Origin of the sequence: Pseudomonas germanica (genome assembly GCF_019614655.1) — a bacterium.
Taxonomy (GTDB): Bacteria; Pseudomonadota; Gammaproteobacteria; order Pseudomonadales; family Pseudomonadaceae; genus Aquipseudomonas; species Aquipseudomonas neuropathica.
This window is the reverse complement of the sequence record NZ_CP071586.1, coordinates 1,275,085-1,294,265: the sequence shown is the minus strand read 5'-3', so window position 1 is coordinate 1,294,265 and position 19,181 is coordinate 1,275,085. Positions and strand designations below refer to the sequence as shown.

The window sequence follows — 19,181 nt, the reverse complement described above, 5'->3', positions numbered from 1 at the left end:
ATCTCGACGCCCTTAGGCTCAGGTGCGCTCGGCCCAGGCCGCGCTGCTGAAAAATTTCATAGTGACCGCATGGATGCTGCCATCGGTGATCCATGGGTTCAAATGGGCATAGACCTGCTGCTGACGCTTCACCGGGCTCAACGCCGCCAGTTCATCGCTAATCACGTTCAGCTGGAAATTGCAGCCTTCGCCCTCAACTTCTACCAACGTTCCGGGCAGCTTTCCTTCAAGGAAGCTCTTCACTTCTACGGCCTGCATGCTCAACCTCAATCGGCGCCCTGTGCGCACGGGTCGGACATCATACAAAAAAGCCCCGCGCCTGCGAACCCCGCATGGCAGGACTCTGACGGGGGGCTTCTTTATAGATGTGGGTTCAGGGGTGCGCCAACAGTTCGGTCAGTTCACTGACCTGAGCAATTTCGCGCATATCTTCGGGCATCGCACGGATGCTGACAGCCTTGCCGGCCGCATTCGCATCGCGCATGAAGCACAGCAGCAACGATAAACCGACGCTGCTGGACTTCTTCACCGCCGAGCAATCGATCACCAGCGAAGAGGCCTTGCTGGACTTGATCAGCGCCTGGCCTTGCTTGCGCAGGTCAGCGCCGGTGCGATAGTCCAGCACTCCGCTAAGCAGAAGCTCGTCGACATCACTCATACGAACTGCGGCCTCATTCATTGCGCGGGGTTCTTTTCGGTGGCTTCTTTGGCCTTGGCCACTTCCCCGGCCCAACCATTGATGGTCTTGTCCAGATCGTTGCCATTGCGCTGCATCGCGTCGGCGAACTGATCGCGGAACAGTTTGCCGATGTTGATGCCGTTGATGATCACGTTGCGCAGTTTCCACTCGCCGTTGATCTTCTCCAGCGTGTACTGCACAGGATAGATTGCGCCGCTGCTGCCCTTGACGGTCATGTTTACGCTGGTGCGATCGCCCGATTCGTCCTTGGCAGGGTCAACGGTGATGCCCTGGTTGTTGTACTCAAGCAAAGCGTTGCCGTAGAACTGGAACAGGCCTTTCTTGAAGTTTTCCTGGAAGGTCTGCATCTGCGCAGGCGTGGCCTTGCGCGAGTACTTGACCGTCATGATGCTCTTGGAAATGCCTTCGGCATCCACCACTGGCCCGACGATGTCGTTGAGCGCCTTGTAGAAATCCGTCGGGTCCTGCTTGTATTTCTCTTTGTTGGCAGCCAGGTCGGCCAGCAACCGGGTGGTGGTGTCCTGCACCAGATCATGTGCCGAAGTCGCAGCAGCCACGGCGTTACCCATCAACGGTAAGGCCGCCAACAGCACCAACAGGCTGCGTCGCAAGATAGAGATCATTCAAAAGCTCCTCATTTGGCGTCTTTGCTAACGGTATTGAGCAGGAATTTACCGATAAGGTCTTCCAGTACCAGTGACGACTGCGTGTCATGGATGGTTCCACCATCCTTTAACGGTTTGTCTTCCCCGCCGACGCTGATACCGATGTACTTCTCGCCCAGCAGACCAGCGGTCAGGATAGACGCTGTGGAGTCGGTCGGAAGATTGTCGACCTTTTTATCCACTTGCAGAGTGACCCGACCGGTGAAGCTGTCGCGATCCAGATCGATCGCCGTGACCTTGCCGATAGTTACACCGGCCATGGTCACTTTGGCTCTGACCGTCAAACCGGCAATATTGTCAAAGTAGGCATAAAGTTTATAGGTGTCGGTGGTCGACGTCGGAGACAGACCACTGACCCGCAAAGCAAGCAGCAACAAAGCCAGGATCCCTGCCAGCAGGAACAGGCCGACACCGATTTCCAGGGTGCGGTTTTGCATCAGAAATCTCCAAACATCAAAGCGGTCAGAATAAAGTCCAGGCCGAGCACTGCCAGCGAGGCAAACACCACGGTCTTGGTGGTAGCACGACTGATACCCTCGGAAGTGGGCTCACAGTCATAGCCTTGGAATACGGCAATCCAGGTCACTACAAAGGCGAAAACAATACTTTTGATCACGCCATTGAGCACATCACTGGTGAAATTCACGCTGTTCTGCATGTTCGCCCAATAAGAGCCTTCATACACACCCAGCCAGTCGACGGCCACCCACGAGCCGCCCCAGATGCCTACCACGCTGAAAATCATCGCCAGCACCGGCAGGGAAATGAAGCCGGCCCACAGGCGCGGGGCAATGATGTACTTGAGCGGATCGACACCGATCATTTCCAGGCTGGACAGCTGTTCGGTGGACTTCATGTTGCCGATCTCGGCGGTCAGTGCCGAACCGGCACGACCGGCAAACAACAGCGCAGTCACCACCGGCCCCAGCTCACGCAGCAAGGTCAGCGCAACCATCTGCCCCACGGCCTGCTCCGAACCGTAGCTCGACAGAATGCTGAAGCCCTGCAGCGCCAGCACCATGCCGATGAAAATACCCGAAACGACGATGATCACCAGCGACATCACGCCGACCGAGTGCAACTGTTTGACCAACAGACCAAAACCGCCGCTGATACCACCACGCCCCAGCAAGGCATGAAACAGGAACAGCGTCGCACGACCGAACACCGCGACGGCGTCGATCGCAGACTCGCCGAACCGGCGTACGCGTTCTATTAATGAAATTCTGCGCATCAGCGCTTCCCCAGAAGATCTGCGCGGTAATCCGTCGCTGGAAAATGGTACGGCACCGGGCCATCGGGATCGCCGGTCATGAACTGACGGATACGCGGCTCGTCCGAGTTCATCAACTCGTCCGGCGTACCCTGCCCCAGCACCTGACCATCACCGACGACATAGATGTAGTCGGCAATGCTCGCGGTTTCGGCCAGATCGTGGGACACCACGATACTGGTGATCCCCAGCGCGTCGTTGAGCAGGCGAATCAGACGGACCAGCACGCCCATGGCGATCGGGTCCTGCCCGACGAACGGTTCGTCGTACATGAGGATCTGCGGATCGAGCGCAATCGCTCGCGCCAGTGCGACGCGGCGCTTCATGCCACCGGACAGTTCATCCGGCATCAACTCGATGGCACCGCGCAGACCGACCGCCTGCAATTTGAGCAGGACGATGTCGCGGATCATTTCTTCCGGCAAATCGGTATGAACACGCAGGGGGAAAGCCACGTTCTCGAAAACATCGAGATCGGTGAACAGCGCGCCGCTTTGAAACAGCACACCCATGTGCTTTCGCGCATCGAACAGATCACTGCGCGAAAGCGCAGGCAGATTCTGGCCGTTGACCCAGACTTCGCCGCTGGCAGGGCGCAGTTGTGCCCCCATCAATCGCAGCAGCGTGGTCTTGCCACACCCGGAAGGTCCCATGATGCCGGTGACCTTGCCGCGCGGTATGCGAATATCGACGTTATTGAAAATGCTGCGCGCACCGCGCTTGAAGGAGACTCCCTTCAGCTCGACCGCGTAGGCGTTATCGGCACTCATCTAAACTCCTTGCGATGCAGCCTCTCACTCGGACGCCTGTCTTTACTTAAAAAGTACGTACATCCCGGGCAGGCCGAACTGGCGGCGAACTATATCACTGCAAAGGCTACGCGCCCAAGGCTTGTACCAGCCTGCGTTCGGCGATATGACAGGTGCGCAGGCTCTTTTCCCGGGTTTTGGTAACGAGTAATGACAAAGCACGACGAACTTGCGTGAGGCTTTGCAACATAACCGCTATAATCGCCGCCTTTTCATCGGGCTATACGATTTCTGACATGAGCCAATCCAGCGACCTGATTCAATCGGCACAACGCACCATCCAACTCGAAGTGGAAGCCGTACAAGGCTTGTTGCCCCATATCGACGCCGATTTCGTACGCGCTTGCGAGATGATTCTGGCCAGTAAAGGCCGTGTAGTCGTGGTCGGCATGGGCAAGTCCGGGCACATCGGCAACAAGATTGCCGCCACCCTGGCCAGCACCGGCACCCCAGCCTTTTTTGTCCACCCGGCCGAAGCCAGTCATGGCGACATGGGCATGATCACTCGTGACGATGTGATTCTGGCCCTGTCGAACTCCGGCTCGACCAATGAAATCGTAACCCTGCTGCCGTTGATCAAACGTCTGGGCATCCAGTTGATCAGCGTCACCGGCAACCCGCAATCGCCGCTGGCCAAGGCTGCCGAGGTCAATCTCAATGTTCATGTCGAGCATGAAGCCTGCCCGCTGAACCTGGCACCGACCTCGTCGACGACCGCAGCACTGGTCATGGGCGATGCACTGGCCGTGGCACTGCTGGAAGCACGCGGCTTCACCGCCGAAGATTTCGCTTTCTCGCACCCGGGTGGCGCCCTCGGCCGTCGCCTGCTGCTGAAAGTGGAAAACGTCATGCACGCCGGACAAGAGTTGCCGCAAGTCCAACGCGGCACGCTGCTCAAAGACGCATTGATGGAAATGACTCGTAAAGGTCTGGGCATGACCGTCATCCTTGAAACCGACGGCAAACTCGCCGGGATCTTCACCGACGGCGACTTGCGCCGCACGCTGGATCGCAGCATCGACATCCGCAGCGCCACCATCGACCAGGTAATGACGGCCCACGGCAAGACTGCCCGCCCGGAAATGCTGGCCGCCGAAGCCCTGAAAATCATGGAAGATCACCGAATCAACGCATTGGTAGTCGTAGACGAGGAAGATCGCCCGGTCGGCGCCTTCAACCTCTCCGATCTGCTGCGCGCAGGAGTCATGTAATGAGCAACGATCTGCTGCAACGCGGCAAAGCGATCAAACTGGCGGTTTTCGACGTCGACGGCGTCCTCACCGACGGTCGCCTGTACTTCCTTGAAGACGGCAGCGAGTTCAAGACCTTCAACACCCTCGACGGTCAAGGCATCAAAATGCTGATGAACGCCGGCGTGCAGACCGCTATCATCAGCGGTCGCAAGACACCCGTCGTTGAACGTCGAGCGAAAAACCTGGGGATTCCCCACCTGTTTCAGGGCCGTGAAGACAAACTGGTCGTGCTCGACGGCCTGCTTGCGCAACTGGGCCTAAGCTATGAAGAAGTCGCCTACCTCGGTGACGATCTGCCCGACCTTCCGGTGATTCGCCGTGTTGGTCTGGGCATGGCCGTAGCCAACGCCGCCGATTTCGTCCGCGAACACGCCCATGGCGTAACCCGGGCCCGTGGTGGCGAAGGCGCCGCCCGCGAATTCTGCGAATTGATCCTGCGCGCCCAGGGCCGCCTCGATGCGGCCAACGCCGCGTACCTGTGAGCCAAACCATGTTCAGCAAAAAATTTCGTAACTTCCTGCTGTTTGGCTGCATCGCTGCGATTTTCGCAGCGGTCGGCTATTGGAATATCAGCCCGGAACGCTTTCTCGACAAACCACCGGTCACCTCGGTTGAAACGCCTATCGACTGGTATGCAACCAACACGCATACCCTGCAATACCTGCCGGATGGCAAGGTGCAGTATGAAATGACGTCCGAAAAAGCCGAGCACGTTAAGGCAACCGACGTCACGCTCGTGACCAAACCCGACCTGAACATGTATCGCGGAACAGAATTCCCGTGGCACGTGACCAGTGAGCGCGGTGAAGTGAACTCAGGCGGCACCGAAGTCGAACTGATCGATTCGGTACGCGTTGCGCGCACCGATGAAAAGAAGCGTGACATCCTGATCACTTCCACTCGCATGACCGTGTTCCCGCAGCAGGAATATGCGCAGACCGAGCAACCCGTTAGAATCGACGGCGCTGGCGGTGTATCGACTGGCGTTGGAATGAAAGCGTACCTGAAGGAAAGCAGGATACACCTGCTATCGAACGTAAGAGGACAGTATGAGGCTCGTTAAAACCCTCCCTATTTTGCTCAGTCTGGGCGCAGCACTGGGAAGCGTGAGCGCCTGGGCTCTGCCGAACGATCAGCAGCAACCTATCCGCATTCAGGCCGACGACGCCCAACTGGACGACAAGAACGGCATCGCCACCTATAAAGGTGATGTGATCATCACCCAAGGTTCGATGATCGTTAAAGGCAACACCGTCACCATGACTCGCGCCCCGAATGGAGATATCGACGTAGTGACCTCCGTGGGCAACCTGGCTTATTTCGAGCAGCTGCAAACCCAGGGCGACACCAAACCGGTTCAAGGCTACGGCGTGACGATTCAATACCACGCCCAGCAAAACCGCGTCGTGCTGATCGATAAGGCCAAGGTCGTCGACAAAGACGGCAACGTCACTCAGGGCGAGAAAATCGTCTACGACACCGTGAAGAAACTGGCCAGCGCTGGTCGTGCTACCGGCAGCAAGGTCACCGAGGCGCGTCCGCGCATCGACATGGTGATCCAGCCGAAGAAGAAAACCGACGAGAAAACCCAGTAATGGCAACTCTGAAAGCTCAGCACCTGGCCAAGGCCTATAAAAGCCGCCAGGTCGTGCGTGACGTCAGCCTGTCGATCGACAGCGGCCAGATCGTCGGCCTGCTCGGCCCGAACGGCGCCGGCAAGACCACGTGTTTCTACATGATCGTCGGCCTGGTACAGGCCGATCAGGGTCGCGTGCTGATCGACGATCTGGACGTCAGCCACCAGCCGATGCACGGTCGCGCCAAGGCCGGTATTGGCTATCTGCCGCAAGAGGCGTCGATCTTCCGCAAACTGTCGGTGGCCGACAACATCATGGCCATCCTCGAGACCCGTCAGGAGCTCGACAAGGCCGGCCGTCGCAAGGAGCTGGAAAGCCTGCTGCAGGAATTCCACATTAGCCACATCCGCGACAACCTTGGCATGAGCCTGTCCGGTGGTGAACGTCGCCGGGTGGAAATCGCTCGTGCATTGGCAACGGCACCGAAATTCATCCTGCTCGACGAACCGTTCGCCGGTGTCGATCCGATCTCGGTCGGCGACATCAAGCAGATCATCCACCACCTCAAGGCCAAGGGCATCGGTGTATTGATCACCGACCACAACGTCCGTGAGACGCTGGACATCTGCGAAACCGCTTACATCGTCAACGATGGTCAACTGATCGCCGAAGGCGATGCAGAAACCATCCTGGCCAACGATCTGGTCAAGGAAGTGTATCTGGGCCACGAGTTCCGCTTGTAAGCGTAACAGTGCCCGGTGCGCCGCCCGGGCGCTGTATCGATTCAAGCAGGAATTAATACGCTTTAATTGTTACAGCGCTCTAGGCAAACACTTCAGTTTCAGGCATATAATTTGCTTAAGTTTGGCGCCCCGGCGCCCTGTAGTGGATGGCGCATAGCGCCGGCGAATAAGGTGTTAAGCCCCTGCCATGAAACCATCGCTAGTCTTGAGAATGGGCCAGCAGCTGACGATGACACCGCAGCTGCAACAGGCCATCCGCCTGCTCCAATTGTCGACCCTGGATCTGCAACAGGAAATCCAGGAGGCTCTGGAATCCAATCCGATGCTCGAACGCCAGGAAGAAGGCGACGACTTCGACAATTCCGATCCCATGGCCGACAACGCCGAACAGAAGCCCAACACCGAGATCCAGGAACCCTCGTATCAGGAAACCGCGCCCACGGTGGACAACCTGGAGGAAGGTGACTGGAGCGAGCGTATCCCCAACGAACTTCCGGTCGACACCGCCTGGGAAGACGTCTACCAGACCAGCGCCAGCAGCCTGCCCAGCAGCGATGACGACGAATGGGACTTCACCACCCGCACGTCCGCCGGCGAGAGCCTGCAAAGCCACCTGCTGTGGCAACTGAACCTGGCACCGATGTCCGACACCGATCGCCTGATCGCCGTGACCCTGATCGATTGCATCAACAATCAGGGCTACCTGGACGAAACCCTCGAGGAAATCCTCGAGGCGTTCGATCCGGAACTCGACATCGAACTCGATGAAATCGAAGCCGTCCTGCACCGCATCCAGCAATTCGAACCGGCCGGTATCGGCGCGCGCAACCTTGGCGAATGCCTGCTGCTGCAATTGCGTCAGCTACCCGCCAAGACGCCGTGGCTGGCGGAAGCGAAACGTCTGGTCAGCGATTACATCGACCTGCTCGGCAGTCGCGACTACAGCCAGTTGATGCGGCGCATGAAGCTCAAGGAAGACGAGCTGCGCCAGGTCATCGAACTGGTGCAAAGCCTCAATCCGCGCCCTGGCTCGCAAATCGAATCCACTGAAGCCGAATACGTTGTCCCTGACGTCATCGTGCGCAAGGACAACGAGCGCTGGCTGGTCGAGCTGAATCAGGAATCGGTACCGCGCCTGCGCGTCAACGCCCAGTACGCCGGTTTCGTCCGTCGCGCCGACACCAGCGCCGACAACACCTTCATGCGCAATCAGTTGCAGGAAGCCCGCTGGTTCATCAAGAGCCTGCAGAGCCGCAACGAAACCCTGATGAAAGTAGCGACCCAGATCGTCGAGCATCAACGCGGTTTTCTGGAGTACGGCGACGAAGCCATGAAGCCGTTGGTTCTGCACGACATCGCTGAAGCGGTCGGCATGCACGAATCGACCATTTCCCGGGTGACCACACAGAAATTCATGCATACCCCGCGCGGTATTTATGAACTGAAATATTTTTTCTCCAGCCACGTCAGCACCTCCGAAGGCGGCGAATGCTCGTCCACGGCGATCCGCGCGATCATCAAAAAACTGGTTGCCGCGGAAAATCAGAAAAAGCCGTTGAGTGACAGCAAGATCGCTGGTTTACTGGAGGCACAAGGCATTCAGGTGGCTCGCCGCACCGTCGCCAAGTACCGCGAATCCCTCGGGATCGCGCCTTCGAGCGAACGCAAGCGGTTGATGTAAGCCACGTTACAGCGTTCCAGTGGCAGGCTATCCGGCCTGCCGCTTTATGCACTGGCAACGAAGGAGAAGCTGTATGCAAGTCAACATCAGTGGACACCAACTGGAAGTGACCCAACCTCTGCGTTCCTACATCGAGGAAAAACTCCAACGACTGGAGCGCCATTTCGACAAGATCACCAACGTGCAAGTCACGATGTGCGTCGAAAAGCTGAAGCAGAAAATCGAAGCCACCTTGCATATACCCGGCAGCGAAGTGGTCGCCAACGCGGAACATACCGATATGTACGCGGCGATCGACGCCTTGACCGACAAGCTGGATAAACAACTCAAAAAGCATAAGGAAAAGACCCAGAGCCTGCTCCAGGGCGCTACCGGTCGATAACCCCCCACCCCATGATCCGACTTGAAAGTATCCTGACCCCCGGCCGTTCCCTCGTGAACGTGCCGGGCGGCAGTAAAAAGAAAGCCCTCGAACAAATTGCCAACCTGATCGCCCGCGAAGTGGCGGATCTGGAGATGCAAGATGTCTTCGAGGCGTTGATTGCCCGTGAAAAACTCGGTTCCACCGGTTTTGGTAACGGCATCGCCATTCCCCATTGCCGCCTCAAGGGTTGCACTGCACCGATCAGTGCGCTGATGCACCTTGATGCTCCGATTGATTTCGACGCCATTGACGGCGCACCGGTTGACCTGCTGTTTGTTTTGCTGGTCCCGGAGGCTGCCACCGATGCGCACCTGGAGCTGCTGCGCCAGATCGCAAGCATGCTCGATCGCAAGGAAGTGCGTGAAAAACTGCGCAGCGCTCCAAGCAATGAAGCCTTGTATCAGGTTGTCCTGGACGAGCAGAACGGGCACTAATCATGCGCTTGATCATCGTCAGCGGCCGTTCCGGCTCGGGTAAAAGTACGGCTCTGGATGTCCTTGAGGACAACGGCTATTACTGCATCGACAACCTGCCCGCAGGTTTGCTGCCGGAACTGGCCGAACGCGCGCTGATTCACACGGAACTGGCGCAGCCGCTGGTAGCCGTGTCCATCGATGCGCGCAACCTGCCGAGCCACCTGACACGCTTTCCCGAACTGCTTGAAGATGTCCGGGCCAAACACATCCAATGCGACGTCCTGTATCTGGACGCCGACGAAGAAACCCTGCTCAAGCGTTTCTCCGAAACCCGCCGTCGTCACCCGCTGAGCAACGCCAACCGCTCACTGGCCGAGGCGATCCAGGATGAAACCGCCCTGCTCGGCCCGATTGCCGACCTCGCCGACCTGAAGATCAACACCACCAATCTGAACCTGTACCAGTTGCGCGACTCCATCAAGCTGCGTCTGCTGAACCAACCGGAGCCGGGGACCGCATTTCTGGTCGAGTCCTTCGGCTTCAAGCGCGGCATGCCGGTGGATGCGGATCTGGTGTTCGATGTGCGCTGCCTGCCCAATCCGTACTGGAAGCCGGAACTGCGCGCGCAATCGGGTCTCGATGCGCCGGTGGCTGAATACCTGGCGGCACAGCCGGAGGTCGAAGAAATGTTTCAGGACATCTTCACCTACCTGCACAAGTGGCTGCCGCGCTTCGCCGCGAGCAACCGCGCTTACGTCACCATTGCCATTGGCTGCACCGGCGGGCATCACCGCTCCGTCTACCTGACCGAACGTCTGGGTCAGGCCCTGCAGAAAACCCTGAAGAACGTCCAGGTTCGCCACCGCGACCTCACTTAAAGGATTCACACCGCGATGCCTGCTCTGGAAATCGAAATCATCAACAAGCTGGGCCTGCATGCCCGCGCATCGGCCAAGTTTGTTGGAGTGGCCGGGCAGTATCCGGATTGCACGATCAGAGTGGGTCGTACACCAGAGACCACGGTTGATGGCAAAAGCATCATGGCGATGATGATGCTGGCGGCTGGCAAGGGCACCAAGATCTATCTGAGTACCGAAGGGCATCAGGAACAGGAAGCGCTGGATGCGCTGGTGGCGTTGATCAACAACTACTTCGACGAAGGCGGCTGACAGCCAAAATCAAAAAGTCGCAGCCCATGTCGCACCAATCCCCTCGTAGGAGCTGCCGCAGGCTGCGATCTTTTGATCTTCAACCCAACGCCGTATCCATCACCATCATCAGACAAAACCCGATCAACAGACCAAGACTGGCCAGTTTGTCATGACCATTGCGTCGCGACTCGGGAATCACTTCGTGCGTCACCACCAGCAACATCGCCCCCGCAGCCAATGCCAGACCTAACGGCAACAACACCTGCGCCAGACTGACCAGCCAGGCACACAACAGCGCAAACACCGGTTCGACCAGACCTGACGCCGCGCCGATCAGAAACGCCCTGACCCGCGACATCCCCGCCCCGGCCAACACCAGCGCAATCACCAGACCTTCCGGGACATCCTGCAAAGCGATACCCATGGCCAGGCTGTCCGCATCCGGCATGCCGCCGCCAGCAGAAACGCCAACGGCCATGCCTTCAGGGATGTTATGGGCAATGATGGCGAACACGAACAGCCAGATCCGTGGCGGAATCACCGGATGCTCGACGGTGCCGACGAGCATTTCCGGGGACGCGCCGGAAACCTTGCGATCGACCAGATACAGCCCGAACGCCCCCAGCATGATGCCTAAGCAGATCAGGCCGCTGGCGCCCCACGGTGTCAGTCCGAGGTTTTCGGCGGCAGCAATGCCCGGCACGATCAGCGAAAACGCCGTCGCCGCGAGCATCACCCCGGCACCAAAACCCAGCAACGTATCACTGAGTGTCTGCGGCATCCGCCGAATCACCAGCACTGGCACAGCTCCGAGCGCCGTGCCGAGGGCGCAGATCGCGCCGCCCTGCAACGCCCGCAACAGCCTCGGTTCCAGATTCAGCCATTCCAGTCCGTGGGCGACCAGCAAAGTCATGCCCGCCAACAGCAACAGCGATCCTACTGCGTAACGAAACATACGCCCACTTCCGATCGCCAGTGTTTCAGTGCCCATAGTCAGCCTTGGATTGTTTTTATAGAAGACTTAAACCAGCGCAGCCTGATAACGCGCAGCGACTTCAGGCCAATTGATCACGTTGTAAAAAGCGTTGATGTATTCCGGCCGACGGTTCTGATACCGCAGGTAGTAGGCGTGCTCCCAGACATCGAGTCCGAGAATCGGCGTATTGCCATTCATCAACGGACTGTCCTGGTTGCCGCTGCTTTCCACCACCAGTTTTTTCTCCGGGGTCACGCTCAGCCAGGCCCAGCCGCTACCGAAGCGGGTTAGCGCGGCTTTGGTGAAGGCTTCCTTGAAACTGTCGAGGCCGCCCAATTGCTCATCGATGGCCTTGGCCAGCGCACCGTCGGGTTTGCCGCCACCGTTGGGTACCATGACCTCCCAGAACAATGAGTGGTTGGCGTGACCGCCGCCCTGATTGATCACCGCCGCACGCAGTTTTTCCGGCAATTGCTGAACACTGGCGACGAGTTTTTCCACCGGCCACTCGGCGTATTCAGTGCCTTCAACGGCGGCGTTGAGGTTGTTGATGTAGGTCTGGTGATGCTTGGTGTAGTGGATCTCCATAGTCTGCGCATCGATGTGCGGTTCGAGCGCGTCGTAGGCGTAAGGCAAAACAGGCAAGGTAAAAGCCATTTCAATGGACTCCATGGTGATGGGGGGCAGGCGCGCGGCGCGCATTGCCGGTATCCGGATGCAGCAGGCGTTGGGTGCGCGGGTATTCACCGTGCTCGCTGATGAAATTCAACAGCTCGACGTAAGTCTTGCTGCTCTGGCGCAGCGCTGCTTCACGCAAGGCCAGGCGCTGACGTTCGTCCTGCATGGTCTGCAACAAGCGTTGATGGATGGCGCAGAGGTATTCGGCGCTCTCCTCCGGCTGATTCAGGCGCAAGTGCAGATCGGCCAGGTTGTGGTGGGAGATGACGCAAGCCGCCACCGCCTCGTCGGCATCCGCCCAGCGTTCGAACAACACTTGCGCCAGGGCCAGGGCTTGCAGGTAAGCCTCACGGGCGTCGATCAGTTCGCCGAGCATGAAGCAGCGATTGGCCCGTTCGATCGTGCGTTTCCAGTGCTCCATGGTGAGCCTCCAAAGCGGTTGCGGGGTTTACACGCCGCCGGCGGTGAGTTTCTCGGGGTTGAGCAACTCTTCCAGTTGGCTGCGCGACAGGTCGGTGTGTTCCAGGGCGACGTCGATCACCGCACGGCCTTCCTTGTAGGCCTGCTTGGCGATTTCGGCGGCTTTCTGGTAACCGATGATCGGGTTGAGCGCGGTCACCAGAATCGGGTTGCGCGACAACGCTTCTTTAAGGCGCGACTCGTTCACCTTGAAGCTGGCGATGGCTTTGTCGCCGAGCAAGCGGCTGGAATTGGCCAGCAGCTCGATGCTGCTCAGTAGGTTCTGCGCGATGATCGGCAGCATCACATTCAGTTCGAAATTGCCCGACTGACCGGCGATGGTAATCACCGAGTCGTTGCCGATCACTTGCGCGGCGACCATGGCGGTGGCTTCCGGGATCACCGGATTGACCTTGCCCGGCATGATCGACGAACCCGGTTGCAGGGCTTCCAGTTCGATTTCGCCGAGGCCGGCGAGCGGGCCGGAGTTCATCCAGCGCAGGTCGTTGGCGATTTTCATCAGCGACACCGCAGTGGCCTTGAGCTGGCCGGAGACGGCGACGGCGGTGTCCTGCGAGCCGATCAGCGCGAACAGATCCTTGCCCGGGGTGAATTCCACGTCGGTCAATTGACTCAACTGGCGGCTGAAACGTGCGGCGAATTCAGGATGCGCGTTGATCCCGGTGCCGACCGCCGTGCCGCCCTGCGCTAGGGATTGCAGGCTTGGCAGCAAATCCTGCAGATGACTGATGTTGGCCTTGAGCTGCTGCGCCCAACCGTTCAGTACCTGGCTCATGCGCACCGGCATCGCGTCCATCAAATGCGTGCGACCGGTTTTGACGTGGTGATGCACTTGCGCAGCTTTTTGCTCGATCACTTGCACCAGGTGCAGCAGCGCCGGCAGCAGTTGTTCGTGCAGGGCCAGCGCAGCACTGACGTGGATGGTGGTCGGGATGATGTCGTTGCTGCTTTGCCCGCAGTTGACGTGATCGTTGGCGTTGACCGGCTCGCCGAGCAGACGGCTGGCCAGGGTGGCGATCACTTCGTTGGCGTTCATGTTGGAACTGGTGCCGGAACCGGTCTGGAAGATGTCCACCGGGAAATGCTGCATGAAGTCGCCTTCGAGCAGACCTTGCGCGGCGTCGCTGATGGCTTTGCCCTGGGCGGCGCTGATCTGGTTGAGTTCAACGTTGGCGCGGGCGGCGGCGGCTTTGGCGAGGATCAGCGCGCGGATGAATTGCGTCGGCATCGGTTTGCCGCTAATCGGGAAGTTATCCACCGCGCGCTGGGTTTGCGCGCCGTAGAGAGCGCCCACCGGCACCTGCAGTTCGCCCATGCTGTCGCGCTCAATACGTGTCTTGGTCATCTGAAAATCCTTGCACCAGTTCAATAAGAGGAATCGAGGGCAGCAGTTCGCACGTGGCGAGCTGCCAGGTGTAGCGTTGCCAACGTTGGAGCCGGCATTTGCACAGGGACAGGCGCTCCATTTCACGCAGCGGACGCCAAGCTTGATCGAGACAGAAGCTGCGCCAGTGCCACGGCAAGGCGATATCGGTGGCCGTGTCGAGCAGCAGACGGAAGGAGGTTTCAGCGATGGTCCAGGGAGAAGTTGCCGTACAACAGGCCAGATACCGGCCTTCGGCCAGATAGTGTTCGATCAGGCGCGGTTCGTCGGGATCCATCGCGCAACGGATCTGGCGACTCATCCAGCGCCAGCTTTCGAGGTACGGCTGCTCGTGCAAGGCAGAACTCATGATCCGGGGCTCATCCGATAATGAGATTTATTATTAGATGATAATGAGAACCAAAACAAGAGTGCCGAGCGATGCAGATTTCAGGGTGCGAGCGAGCCTGCTCGCGAAGGCGTCCTGTCAGTCACCACTGCGGTCGGCCGTGAAATCGCTTTCGCGAGCAGGCTCGCTCCCACATTGGTTTTATATGGAGCCAATAAAAAAGGCGCGCCACCCGATGAGGTGGCGCGCCTTTTGTGTGTGACGGCCGGGGTTTAGCTGCCCGCGACGGTCATCCGCTCGATCAACACCGAACCGGTGCGAATGTTGCTGCGCAGCTCCAGATCATTACCGACCGCGACGATCTGCTTGAACATGTCGCGCATATTGCCGGCGATGGTCACTTCCTGCACGGCGAACTGAATTTCACCGTTCTCGACCCAGAAACCCGCCGCCCCGCGCGAATAGTCGCCGGTGACCATGTTCAAGCCATGGCCCATCAATTCAGTGACCAGCAAGCCACGGCCCATGCGCTTCAACAGTGCAGCCTGGTCTTCATCGCCATGGGTGACGAACAGGTTGTGTACGCCGCCTGCGTTGGCCGTGCTCGGCATACCGAGTTTACGTCCGGAGTACGTGCCGAGGATGTACGACACCAACTCGCCCTTTTCGACGAACGGTTTGGCATACGTCGCCAGACCATCACCGTCGTAGGAAGCACTGCCCATCGCGCGCATCAGGTGCGGACGCTCATCGATGGTCAGCCATTCCGGGAACAGCTTCTGCCCCAGAGTGCCTTCAAGGAAGGACGACTTGCGATACAGGCTGCCGCCGGACACCGCCGAGAGGAAACTGCCAAACAGACCACCCGCCAGTTCTGCGGAAAACAGCACCGGCACTTCGCAAGTCGGCACCGGACGCGCGCCCAGACGGCTCGCCGCCCGTTGCGCAGCACGCTGGCCGATGCTTACCGGATCCGCGAGCAAAGTGCCCTGACGGTTTACGTCATACCAGTAATCGCGCTGCATCTGGCCATCGGCCTCGGCAATCATCACGCAACTCAGGCTGTGCCGCGTCGATGCGTAGCCACCAATGAATCCGTGGCTGTTGCCGTACACGCGGCAGCCCTGATGAGTGCTGAGCGTGGTGCCGTCGGCGTTCTTGATCCGCGCATCGGCGTCGAATGCCGCCGCTTCACAGAGCAAGGCCTTCTCGATGGCCTGCTCCGGGGTGATATCCCACTCGTGGAACAGGTCAAAATCGTGTTGTTCCTTGGCCATCAACGCCGCATCAGCCAGGCCCGAGGCTTCGTCTTCGGAAGTGTGTTTGGCGATTGCCAGTGCGGCAGCGACGGTTTCGCGAATCGCGTCAGGCCCGGTGGCGGACGTGCTGGCCGAGCCCTTGCGCTGGCCCACATACAACGTGATGCCAAAACCCTGATCGCGGTTGAATTCGACCGTTTCGACTTCGCGCTGACGCACCGACGTCGACAGTCCCTGCTCCAGCGACACCGCGACTTCACAGGCACTGGCGCCCTGACGCTTGGCTTCGGCGATGATCTGCTCGACTTGTTCCTGCAGTGCCGGCAATGCCTGCGGGCCGACGCTTTGAACTGCACTCATGCTCATCTCCACTCAAATTCTGCTTTCGGCTGGGGTCATCGAGCGACCGGGCCGGACAAGCGGCCCCCGACTGGTTATCATGGCGGCGTTTCTTTGCGGACTGCCACCATGGTTGATTCTTACGACGACTCCCTCGATACGGGAGAAAAAAGCAAATCTCAGGTCAAACGCGAGCTGCATGCTCTGGTTGACCTCGGCGAGCGCCTGACAACACTCAAGCCAGACTTGATCGCAAAACTGCCGCTGACCGACGCCATGCGCCGGGCTTTGGCCGATGCGCCCAAGCACACCGCGAACATCGCGCGTAAACGGCACCTGCAGTTCATCGGCAAACTGATGCGCGATCAGGACACTGACGCGATTCTGACCTTGCTCGATCAACTTGATGCCTCCACTCGCCAGTACAACGAGCGTTTCCACAATCTCGAACGCTGGCGTGATCGCCTGATCGCGGGCGACGATGCCGTGCTGGAAAAATTCGTCGTCGAGTATCCGGACGCCGATCGCCAGCAACTGCGTTCCCTGATCCGTCAGGCTCAGCATGAGGTTGCGCAAAACAAACCTCCTGCTTCCAGCCGCAAGATCTTCAAGTACATCCGTGAGCTGGACGAAACTCAACGCGGTCTGCGTTGATATTCGCCACCGGGTGGCCGCCCTGCGCGCCACCCGAAGCTCCACCTCTTCTTATGCGCCCGTGCCACCCACGGTGATCGCATCGATCTTCAACGTCGGCTGACCGACGCCTACCGGCACCGACTGCCCATCCTTGCCGCACGTGCCCACACCGCTGTCCAGCGCCAGATCGTTACCGACCATCGACACCCGGCTCATCGCCTCGGGGCCGTTGCCGATCAACGTCGCGCCTTTGACCGGCGCAGTGATCTTGCCGTCTTCGATCAGATACGCCTCACTGGTGGAGAACACGAACTTGCCGCTGGTGATGTCGACCTGACCACCGCCGAGGTTGGCGCAGTAAATGCCCTTCTTCACCGAAGCAATGATTTCCGCCGGATCGCTTTCGCCGCCGAGCATGTAGGTGTTGGTCATTCGCGGCATCGGCAGATGCGCATAGGACTCCCGGCGCCCGTTGCCGGTGCGAGCCACGCCCATCAGGCGCGCGTTGAGTTTGTCCTGCATGTAGCCTTTGAGTACGCCATTTTCGATCAGCGTGGTGCACTCGGTCGGCGTGCCCTCGTCGTCAACGCTCAGCGAACCGCGACGGCCGCTCAAGGTGCCGTCATCGACGATGGTGCAGAGTTTCGACGCAACCATTTCACCCATGCGACCGCTGTACGCCGAGCTGCCCTTGCGGTTGAAATCGCCTTCCAGACCGTGGCCGACCGCTTCGTGCAACAGCACACCGGACCAGCCCGAACCCAACACCACCGGCAACGTACCGGCCGGCGCCGGAATCGCTTCCAGATTCACCAGCGCCTGGCGCAACGCTTCACGGGCATAGCCCATGGCGCGGTCTTCGGCAAGGAAATAACGGTAATCGGTACGCCCGCCGCCGCCATGCCCGCCACGCTCGCGACGGCCATTCTGCTCAACGATCACGCTGACATTGAATCGCACCAGCGGCCGTACATCCGCCGCCAGCCCGCCGTCGGTGGAGGCCACCAGAATCCGCTCCCAGACCCCTGCCATGCTCACACTGACCTGCTGGATACGCGGGTCGAGCGCGCGGGTGGCGACATCGATGCGCTTGAGCAGCTCGACTTTCTCGGCGCGGCTCAACACTTCCAGCGGGTTATCCGGCGCGTATAAGTGTGCAACATCTTGAGTGGTAAACGCCTGGACTGTGCCGTTCTGCCCGGCCCGGGAGATCGACCGCGCCGCGCGGGCGGCTGCGCCGAGGGCTTCGAGGGTGATCGCGTTGCTGTAGGCGAAACCGGTTTTCTCACCGGACTGCGCGCGTACGCCGACACCCTGATCAAGGTTGAAGCTGCCTTCCTTGACGATGCCGTCTTCCAGCGCCCAGGACTCGGAAATCTGCCCTTGGAAATACAGATCCGCCGCATCGATGCCGGGGCCGGCCAGATCGCCGAGCACGCCTTGCAGACTCTCGATCGTCACGCCGCCGGGCGCCAACAGGTGATCACTGACTGAGGACAACAACTCGCTCATAGGTTTACGCCTTAAATTCGTGTTCTGAGGCAGGCCGCTGTGCGCCCTGCGAGAAAAACCGCCGATGACGCGTCACCGGCATTCGCGCCCTGATGGACGCTTGTTCATTGCTATCGCGCTCGGCCAACAACACCGCTTCGCCTTGATCCTGACTCGCCAGCACACGGCCCCACGGATCGATAATCGCCGCATGGCCGAAGGTTTCTCGCGGCCCCGGATGGGTTCCGCCTTGTGCTGCGGCAAGCACATAACACTGTGTCTCGATGGCGCGTGCGCGAATCAGCACATCCCAATGCGCTGCGCCGGTCACCGCAGTAAAAGCTGACGGTGCGGTAATCAACTCTGCACCGGCGGCACGTAATTCGCTGTACAGCTCGGGAAAGCGCAAGTCATAACACACGGTCAGACCGACTCGCCCCACGGGCGTATCGGCAACGACAACGCCACTGCCATAAGCATAGTCATCGGATTCGCGATAACGGCCGCGATTGTCCGCCACATCGACATCGAACAGATGCAACTTGTCATAGCGTGCAACGACTTCGCCCTGTTCATCGACCAGCAGCGAGCAGGCATTGGCTTTGGCCGTCGGCTGATCCACTGGAGGCAAGGGCAAAGTACCGGCCACTATCCATAACTTGAGGTCGCGGGCGGTCTGTTTCAACCACGGCAGGATCGGTCCTTCGCCCAATGCTTCGGCACGGCCGATGTCAGCGACGTCGCGACGGCCCATGGCGGCGAAGTTTTCCGGCAGCACCGCCAGCTTCGCGCCACCGGCCGCTGCCTGTTCGAGCAGGCGCCGGGCCTGAGCCAGATTGGCCAGCACGTCGCTCTGGCTGACCATTTGAATCACCGCTAAAGACATGGCGAACTCCGCAAGAGATATGCGGCCATGCT

At 59.3% G+C, this 19,181-nt stretch carries 25 protein-coding genes; 11 read left to right on the top strand and 14 right to left on the bottom strand.

Annotated features, from left to right (window positions below):
* Window positions 1–18: 18 nt before the first annotated feature.
* The 6 genes from J0G10_RS05575 to J0G10_RS05550 all read right to left on the bottom strand — a co-directional run bounded on the left by J0G10_RS05575 (window position 19) and on the right by J0G10_RS05550 (window position 3,408).
* Complete coding sequence (locus J0G10_RS05575; protein WP_008085051.1) at window positions 19–258, bottom strand: BolA family protein; 240 nt, start codon at window positions 256–258, stop codon at window positions 19–21.
* 115 nt (window positions 259–373) lie between these two features.
* Window positions 374–679, bottom strand: coding sequence for an STAS domain-containing protein (locus tag J0G10_RS05570; protein ID WP_034154488.1), 306 nt, complete (start codon window positions 677–679; stop codon window positions 374–376).
* Window positions 676–1,323, bottom strand: coding sequence for an MlaC/ttg2D family ABC transporter substrate-binding protein (locus tag J0G10_RS05565; RefSeq protein ID WP_220557859.1), 648 nt, complete (start codon window positions 1,321–1,323; stop codon window positions 676–678). The genes J0G10_RS05570 and J0G10_RS05565 overlap by 4 nt, the downstream gene beginning before the upstream one ends.
* 11 nt (window positions 1,324–1,334) lie before the next feature.
* Window positions 1,335–1,802 carry an outer membrane lipid asymmetry maintenance protein MlaD gene (gene mlaD, locus J0G10_RS05560; RefSeq protein WP_007912400.1) on the bottom strand — a complete coding sequence of 156 codons (468 nt, stop codon included), beginning with the start codon at window positions 1,800–1,802 and terminating at the stop codon, window positions 1,335–1,337.
* Window positions 1,802–2,599 (bottom strand): lipid asymmetry maintenance ABC transporter permease subunit MlaE, encoded by a 798-nt coding sequence (gene mlaE, locus J0G10_RS05555; protein WP_064119368.1) that lies wholly within the window; start codon window positions 2,597–2,599, stop codon window positions 1,802–1,804. The genes mlaD and mlaE overlap by 1 nt, the downstream gene beginning before the upstream one ends.
* Window positions 2,599–3,408: an ATP-binding cassette domain-containing protein gene (locus J0G10_RS05550; protein WP_007912403.1), complete on the bottom strand. Its 810-nt coding sequence runs from the start codon at window positions 3,406–3,408 to the stop codon at window positions 2,599–2,601. Before J0G10_RS05550 ends, mlaE begins: the two co-directional genes overlap by 1 nt.
* A gap of 275 nt (window positions 3,409–3,683) precedes the next feature.
* On the opposite strand from J0G10_RS05550, the gene J0G10_RS05545 reads away from it, so the two are divergent.
* The 10 genes from J0G10_RS05545 (at window position 3,684) to J0G10_RS05500 (ending at window position 10,710) form a co-directional block, all read left to right on the top strand.
* Window positions 3,684–4,658 (top strand): KpsF/GutQ family sugar-phosphate isomerase, encoded by a 975-nt coding sequence (locus J0G10_RS05545; RefSeq protein WP_007912405.1) that lies wholly within the window; start codon window positions 3,684–3,686, stop codon window positions 4,656–4,658.
* Complete coding sequence (locus tag J0G10_RS05540; RefSeq protein ID WP_095049755.1) at window positions 4,658–5,182, top strand: KdsC family phosphatase; 525 nt, start codon at window positions 4,658–4,660, stop codon at window positions 5,180–5,182. Before J0G10_RS05545 ends, J0G10_RS05540 begins: the two co-directional genes overlap by 1 nt.
* A gap of 8 nt (window positions 5,183–5,190) precedes the next feature.
* On the top strand, window positions 5,191–5,763 hold the full coding sequence (gene lptC / locus J0G10_RS05535) for an LPS export ABC transporter periplasmic protein LptC (protein WP_038357537.1): 573 nt from the start codon (window positions 5,191–5,193) through the stop codon (window positions 5,761–5,763).
* Entirely contained in the window at window positions 5,750–6,295 is a 546-nt protein-coding gene (gene lptA, locus J0G10_RS05530) for a lipopolysaccharide transport periplasmic protein LptA (protein ID WP_038357536.1), read from the top strand. The genes lptC and lptA overlap by 14 nt, the downstream gene beginning before the upstream one ends.
* Window positions 6,295–7,020, top strand: a complete 726-nt coding sequence (gene lptB, locus J0G10_RS05525; protein ID WP_008085069.1) for an LPS export ABC transporter ATP-binding protein — start codon at window positions 6,295–6,297, stop codon at window positions 7,018–7,020. Before lptA ends, lptB begins: the two co-directional genes overlap by 1 nt.
* 187 nt (window positions 7,021–7,207) lie before the next feature.
* Window positions 7,208–8,701 carry an RNA polymerase factor sigma-54 gene (locus J0G10_RS05520; RefSeq protein WP_038357535.1) on the top strand — a complete coding sequence of 498 codons (1,494 nt, stop codon included), beginning with the start codon at window positions 7,208–7,210 and terminating at the stop codon, window positions 8,699–8,701.
* Window positions 8,702–8,774: 73 nt separating this feature from the next.
* Window positions 8,775–9,083 (top strand): ribosome hibernation-promoting factor, HPF/YfiA family, encoded by a 309-nt coding sequence (gene hpf, locus J0G10_RS05515; protein ID WP_008085073.1) that lies wholly within the window; start codon window positions 8,775–8,777, stop codon window positions 9,081–9,083.
* A gap of 11 nt (window positions 9,084–9,094) precedes the next feature.
* Window positions 9,095–9,559 (top strand): PTS IIA-like nitrogen regulatory protein PtsN, encoded by a 465-nt coding sequence (gene ptsN, locus J0G10_RS05510; protein WP_095049754.1) that lies wholly within the window; start codon window positions 9,095–9,097, stop codon window positions 9,557–9,559.
* A gap of 2 nt (window positions 9,560–9,561) precedes the next feature.
* Window positions 9,562–10,419 carry an RNase adapter RapZ gene (gene rapZ / locus J0G10_RS05505; RefSeq protein WP_038357533.1) on the top strand — a complete coding sequence of 286 codons (858 nt, stop codon included), beginning with the start codon at window positions 9,562–9,564 and terminating at the stop codon, window positions 10,417–10,419.
* A gap of 15 nt (window positions 10,420–10,434) precedes the next feature.
* The gene (locus J0G10_RS05500) at window positions 10,435–10,710 is read left to right on the top strand and encodes an HPr family phosphocarrier protein (protein ID WP_008085079.1); all 276 of its coding nucleotides are present in this window, start codon (window positions 10,435–10,437) and stop codon (window positions 10,708–10,710) included.
* Window positions 10,711–10,789: 79 nt separating this feature from the next.
* Here J0G10_RS05500 and J0G10_RS05495 read toward each other — a convergent pair whose 3' ends face one another.
* The 6 genes from J0G10_RS05495 to pmbA all read right to left on the bottom strand — a co-directional run bounded on the left by J0G10_RS05495 (window position 10,790) and on the right by pmbA (window position 16,157).
* Window positions 10,790–11,683 carry a ZIP family metal transporter gene (locus J0G10_RS05495; protein ID WP_095049753.1) on the bottom strand — a complete coding sequence of 298 codons (894 nt, stop codon included), beginning with the start codon at window positions 11,681–11,683 and terminating at the stop codon, window positions 10,790–10,792.
* Between the two features lie 30 nt (window positions 11,684–11,713).
* Complete coding sequence (locus tag J0G10_RS05490) at window positions 11,714–12,325, bottom strand: superoxide dismutase (protein ID WP_220557856.1); 612 nt, start codon at window positions 12,323–12,325, stop codon at window positions 11,714–11,716.
* A 1-nt stretch (window position 12,326) separates the two neighbouring features.
* Entirely contained in the window at window positions 12,327–12,767 is a 441-nt protein-coding gene (locus tag J0G10_RS05485) for a hypothetical protein (RefSeq protein ID WP_016984162.1), read from the bottom strand.
* A 27-nt stretch (window positions 12,768–12,794) separates the two neighbouring features.
* Window positions 12,795–14,171 carry a class II fumarate hydratase gene (locus tag J0G10_RS05480; protein WP_220557855.1) on the bottom strand — a complete coding sequence of 459 codons (1,377 nt, stop codon included), beginning with the start codon at window positions 14,169–14,171 and terminating at the stop codon, window positions 12,795–12,797.
* On the bottom strand, window positions 14,152–14,559 hold the full coding sequence (locus tag J0G10_RS05475; protein WP_095049750.1) for a FagA protein: 408 nt from the start codon (window positions 14,557–14,559) through the stop codon (window positions 14,152–14,154). The genes J0G10_RS05480 and J0G10_RS05475 overlap by 20 nt, the downstream gene beginning before the upstream one ends.
* A 251-nt stretch (window positions 14,560–14,810) precedes the next feature.
* Entirely contained in the window at window positions 14,811–16,157 is a 1,347-nt protein-coding gene (gene pmbA, locus J0G10_RS05470; RefSeq protein WP_093435945.1) for a metalloprotease PmbA, read from the bottom strand.
* 108 nt (window positions 16,158–16,265) lie between these two features.
* On the opposite strand from pmbA, the gene yjgA reads away from it, so the two are divergent.
* Window positions 16,266–16,790 (top strand): ribosome biogenesis factor YjgA, encoded by a 525-nt coding sequence (gene yjgA / locus J0G10_RS05465; RefSeq protein ID WP_007915377.1) that lies wholly within the window; start codon window positions 16,266–16,268, stop codon window positions 16,788–16,790.
* A gap of 51 nt (window positions 16,791–16,841) precedes the next feature.
* Here the strand turns inward: yjgA and tldD are convergent, their stop codons facing one another.
* Complete coding sequence (tldD, locus tag J0G10_RS05460) at window positions 16,842–18,284, bottom strand: metalloprotease TldD (RefSeq protein ID WP_220557853.1); 1,443 nt, start codon at window positions 18,282–18,284, stop codon at window positions 16,842–16,844.
* 4 nt (window positions 18,285–18,288) lie between these two features.
* A complete protein-coding gene (locus J0G10_RS05455; RefSeq protein WP_095049749.1) occupies window positions 18,289–19,149 on the bottom strand; it encodes a carbon-nitrogen hydrolase family protein in 861 nt (286 codons plus the stop codon).
* Window positions 19,150–19,181: the final 32 nt, after the last annotated feature.

Coding starts and splice junctions, on each gene's coding strand:
- J0G10_RS05475 (WP_095049750.1), bottom strand. CDS start 14,559: ATGAGTTCTGCCTTGCACGAGCAGCCGTACCTCGAAAGCTGGCGCTGG.
- J0G10_RS05490 (WP_220557856.1), bottom strand. CDS start 12,325: ATGGCTTTTACCTTGCCTGTTTTGCCTTACGCCTACGACGCGCTCGAA.
- lptC (WP_038357537.1), top strand. CDS start 5,191: ATGTTCAGCAAAAAATTTCGTAACTTCCTGCTGTTTGGCTGCATCGCT.
- rapZ (WP_038357533.1), top strand. CDS start 9,562: ATGCGCTTGATCATCGTCAGCGGCCGTTCCGGCTCGGGTAAAAGTACG.
- ptsN (WP_095049754.1), top strand. CDS start 9,095: ATGATCCGACTTGAAAGTATCCTGACCCCCGGCCGTTCCCTCGTGAAC.
- yjgA (WP_007915377.1), top strand. CDS start 16,266: ATGGTTGATTCTTACGACGACTCCCTCGATACGGGAGAAAAAAGCAAA.
- mlaD (WP_007912400.1), bottom strand. CDS start 1,802: ATGCAAAACCGCACCCTGGAAATCGGTGTCGGCCTGTTCCTGCTGGCA.
- J0G10_RS05545 (WP_007912405.1), top strand. CDS start 3,684: ATGAGCCAATCCAGCGACCTGATTCAATCGGCACAACGCACCATCCAA.
- hpf (WP_008085073.1), top strand. CDS start 8,775: ATGCAAGTCAACATCAGTGGACACCAACTGGAAGTGACCCAACCTCTG.
- pmbA (WP_093435945.1), bottom strand. CDS start 16,157: ATGAGTGCAGTTCAAAGCGTCGGCCCGCAGGCATTGCCGGCACTGCAG.
- J0G10_RS05550 (WP_007912403.1), bottom strand. CDS start 3,408: ATGAGTGCCGATAACGCCTACGCGGTCGAGCTGAAGGGAGTCTCCTTC.
- J0G10_RS05565 (WP_220557859.1), bottom strand. CDS start 1,323: ATGATCTCTATCTTGCGACGCAGCCTGTTGGTGCTGTTGGCGGCCTTA.
- J0G10_RS05570 (WP_034154488.1), bottom strand. CDS start 679: ATGAATGAGGCCGCAGTTCGTATGAGTGATGTCGACGAGCTTCTGCTT.
- lptB (WP_008085069.1), top strand. CDS start 6,295: ATGGCAACTCTGAAAGCTCAGCACCTGGCCAAGGCCTATAAAAGCCGC.
- mlaE (WP_064119368.1), bottom strand. CDS start 2,599: ATGCGCAGAATTTCATTAATAGAACGCGTACGCCGGTTCGGCGAGTCT.
- tldD (WP_220557853.1), bottom strand. CDS start 18,284: ATGAGCGAGTTGTTGTCCTCAGTCAGTGATCACCTGTTGGCGCCCGGC.
- J0G10_RS05575 (WP_008085051.1), bottom strand. CDS start 258: ATGCAGGCCGTAGAAGTGAAGAGCTTCCTTGAAGGAAAGCTGCCCGGA.
- J0G10_RS05455 (WP_095049749.1), bottom strand. CDS start 19,149: ATGTCTTTAGCGGTGATTCAAATGGTCAGCCAGAGCGACGTGCTGGCC.
- lptA (WP_038357536.1), top strand. CDS start 5,750: ATGAGGCTCGTTAAAACCCTCCCTATTTTGCTCAGTCTGGGCGCAGCA.
- J0G10_RS05540 (WP_095049755.1), top strand. CDS start 4,658: ATGAGCAACGATCTGCTGCAACGCGGCAAAGCGATCAAACTGGCGGTT.
- J0G10_RS05520 (WP_038357535.1), top strand. CDS start 7,208: ATGAAACCATCGCTAGTCTTGAGAATGGGCCAGCAGCTGACGATGACA.
- J0G10_RS05485 (WP_016984162.1), bottom strand. CDS start 12,767: ATGGAGCACTGGAAACGCACGATCGAACGGGCCAATCGCTGCTTCATG.
- J0G10_RS05495 (WP_095049753.1), bottom strand. CDS start 11,683: ATGGGCACTGAAACACTGGCGATCGGAAGTGGGCGTATGTTTCGTTAC.
- J0G10_RS05500 (WP_008085079.1), top strand. CDS start 10,435: ATGCCTGCTCTGGAAATCGAAATCATCAACAAGCTGGGCCTGCATGCC.
- J0G10_RS05480 (WP_220557855.1), bottom strand. CDS start 14,171: ATGACCAAGACACGTATTGAGCGCGACAGCATGGGCGAACTGCAGGTG.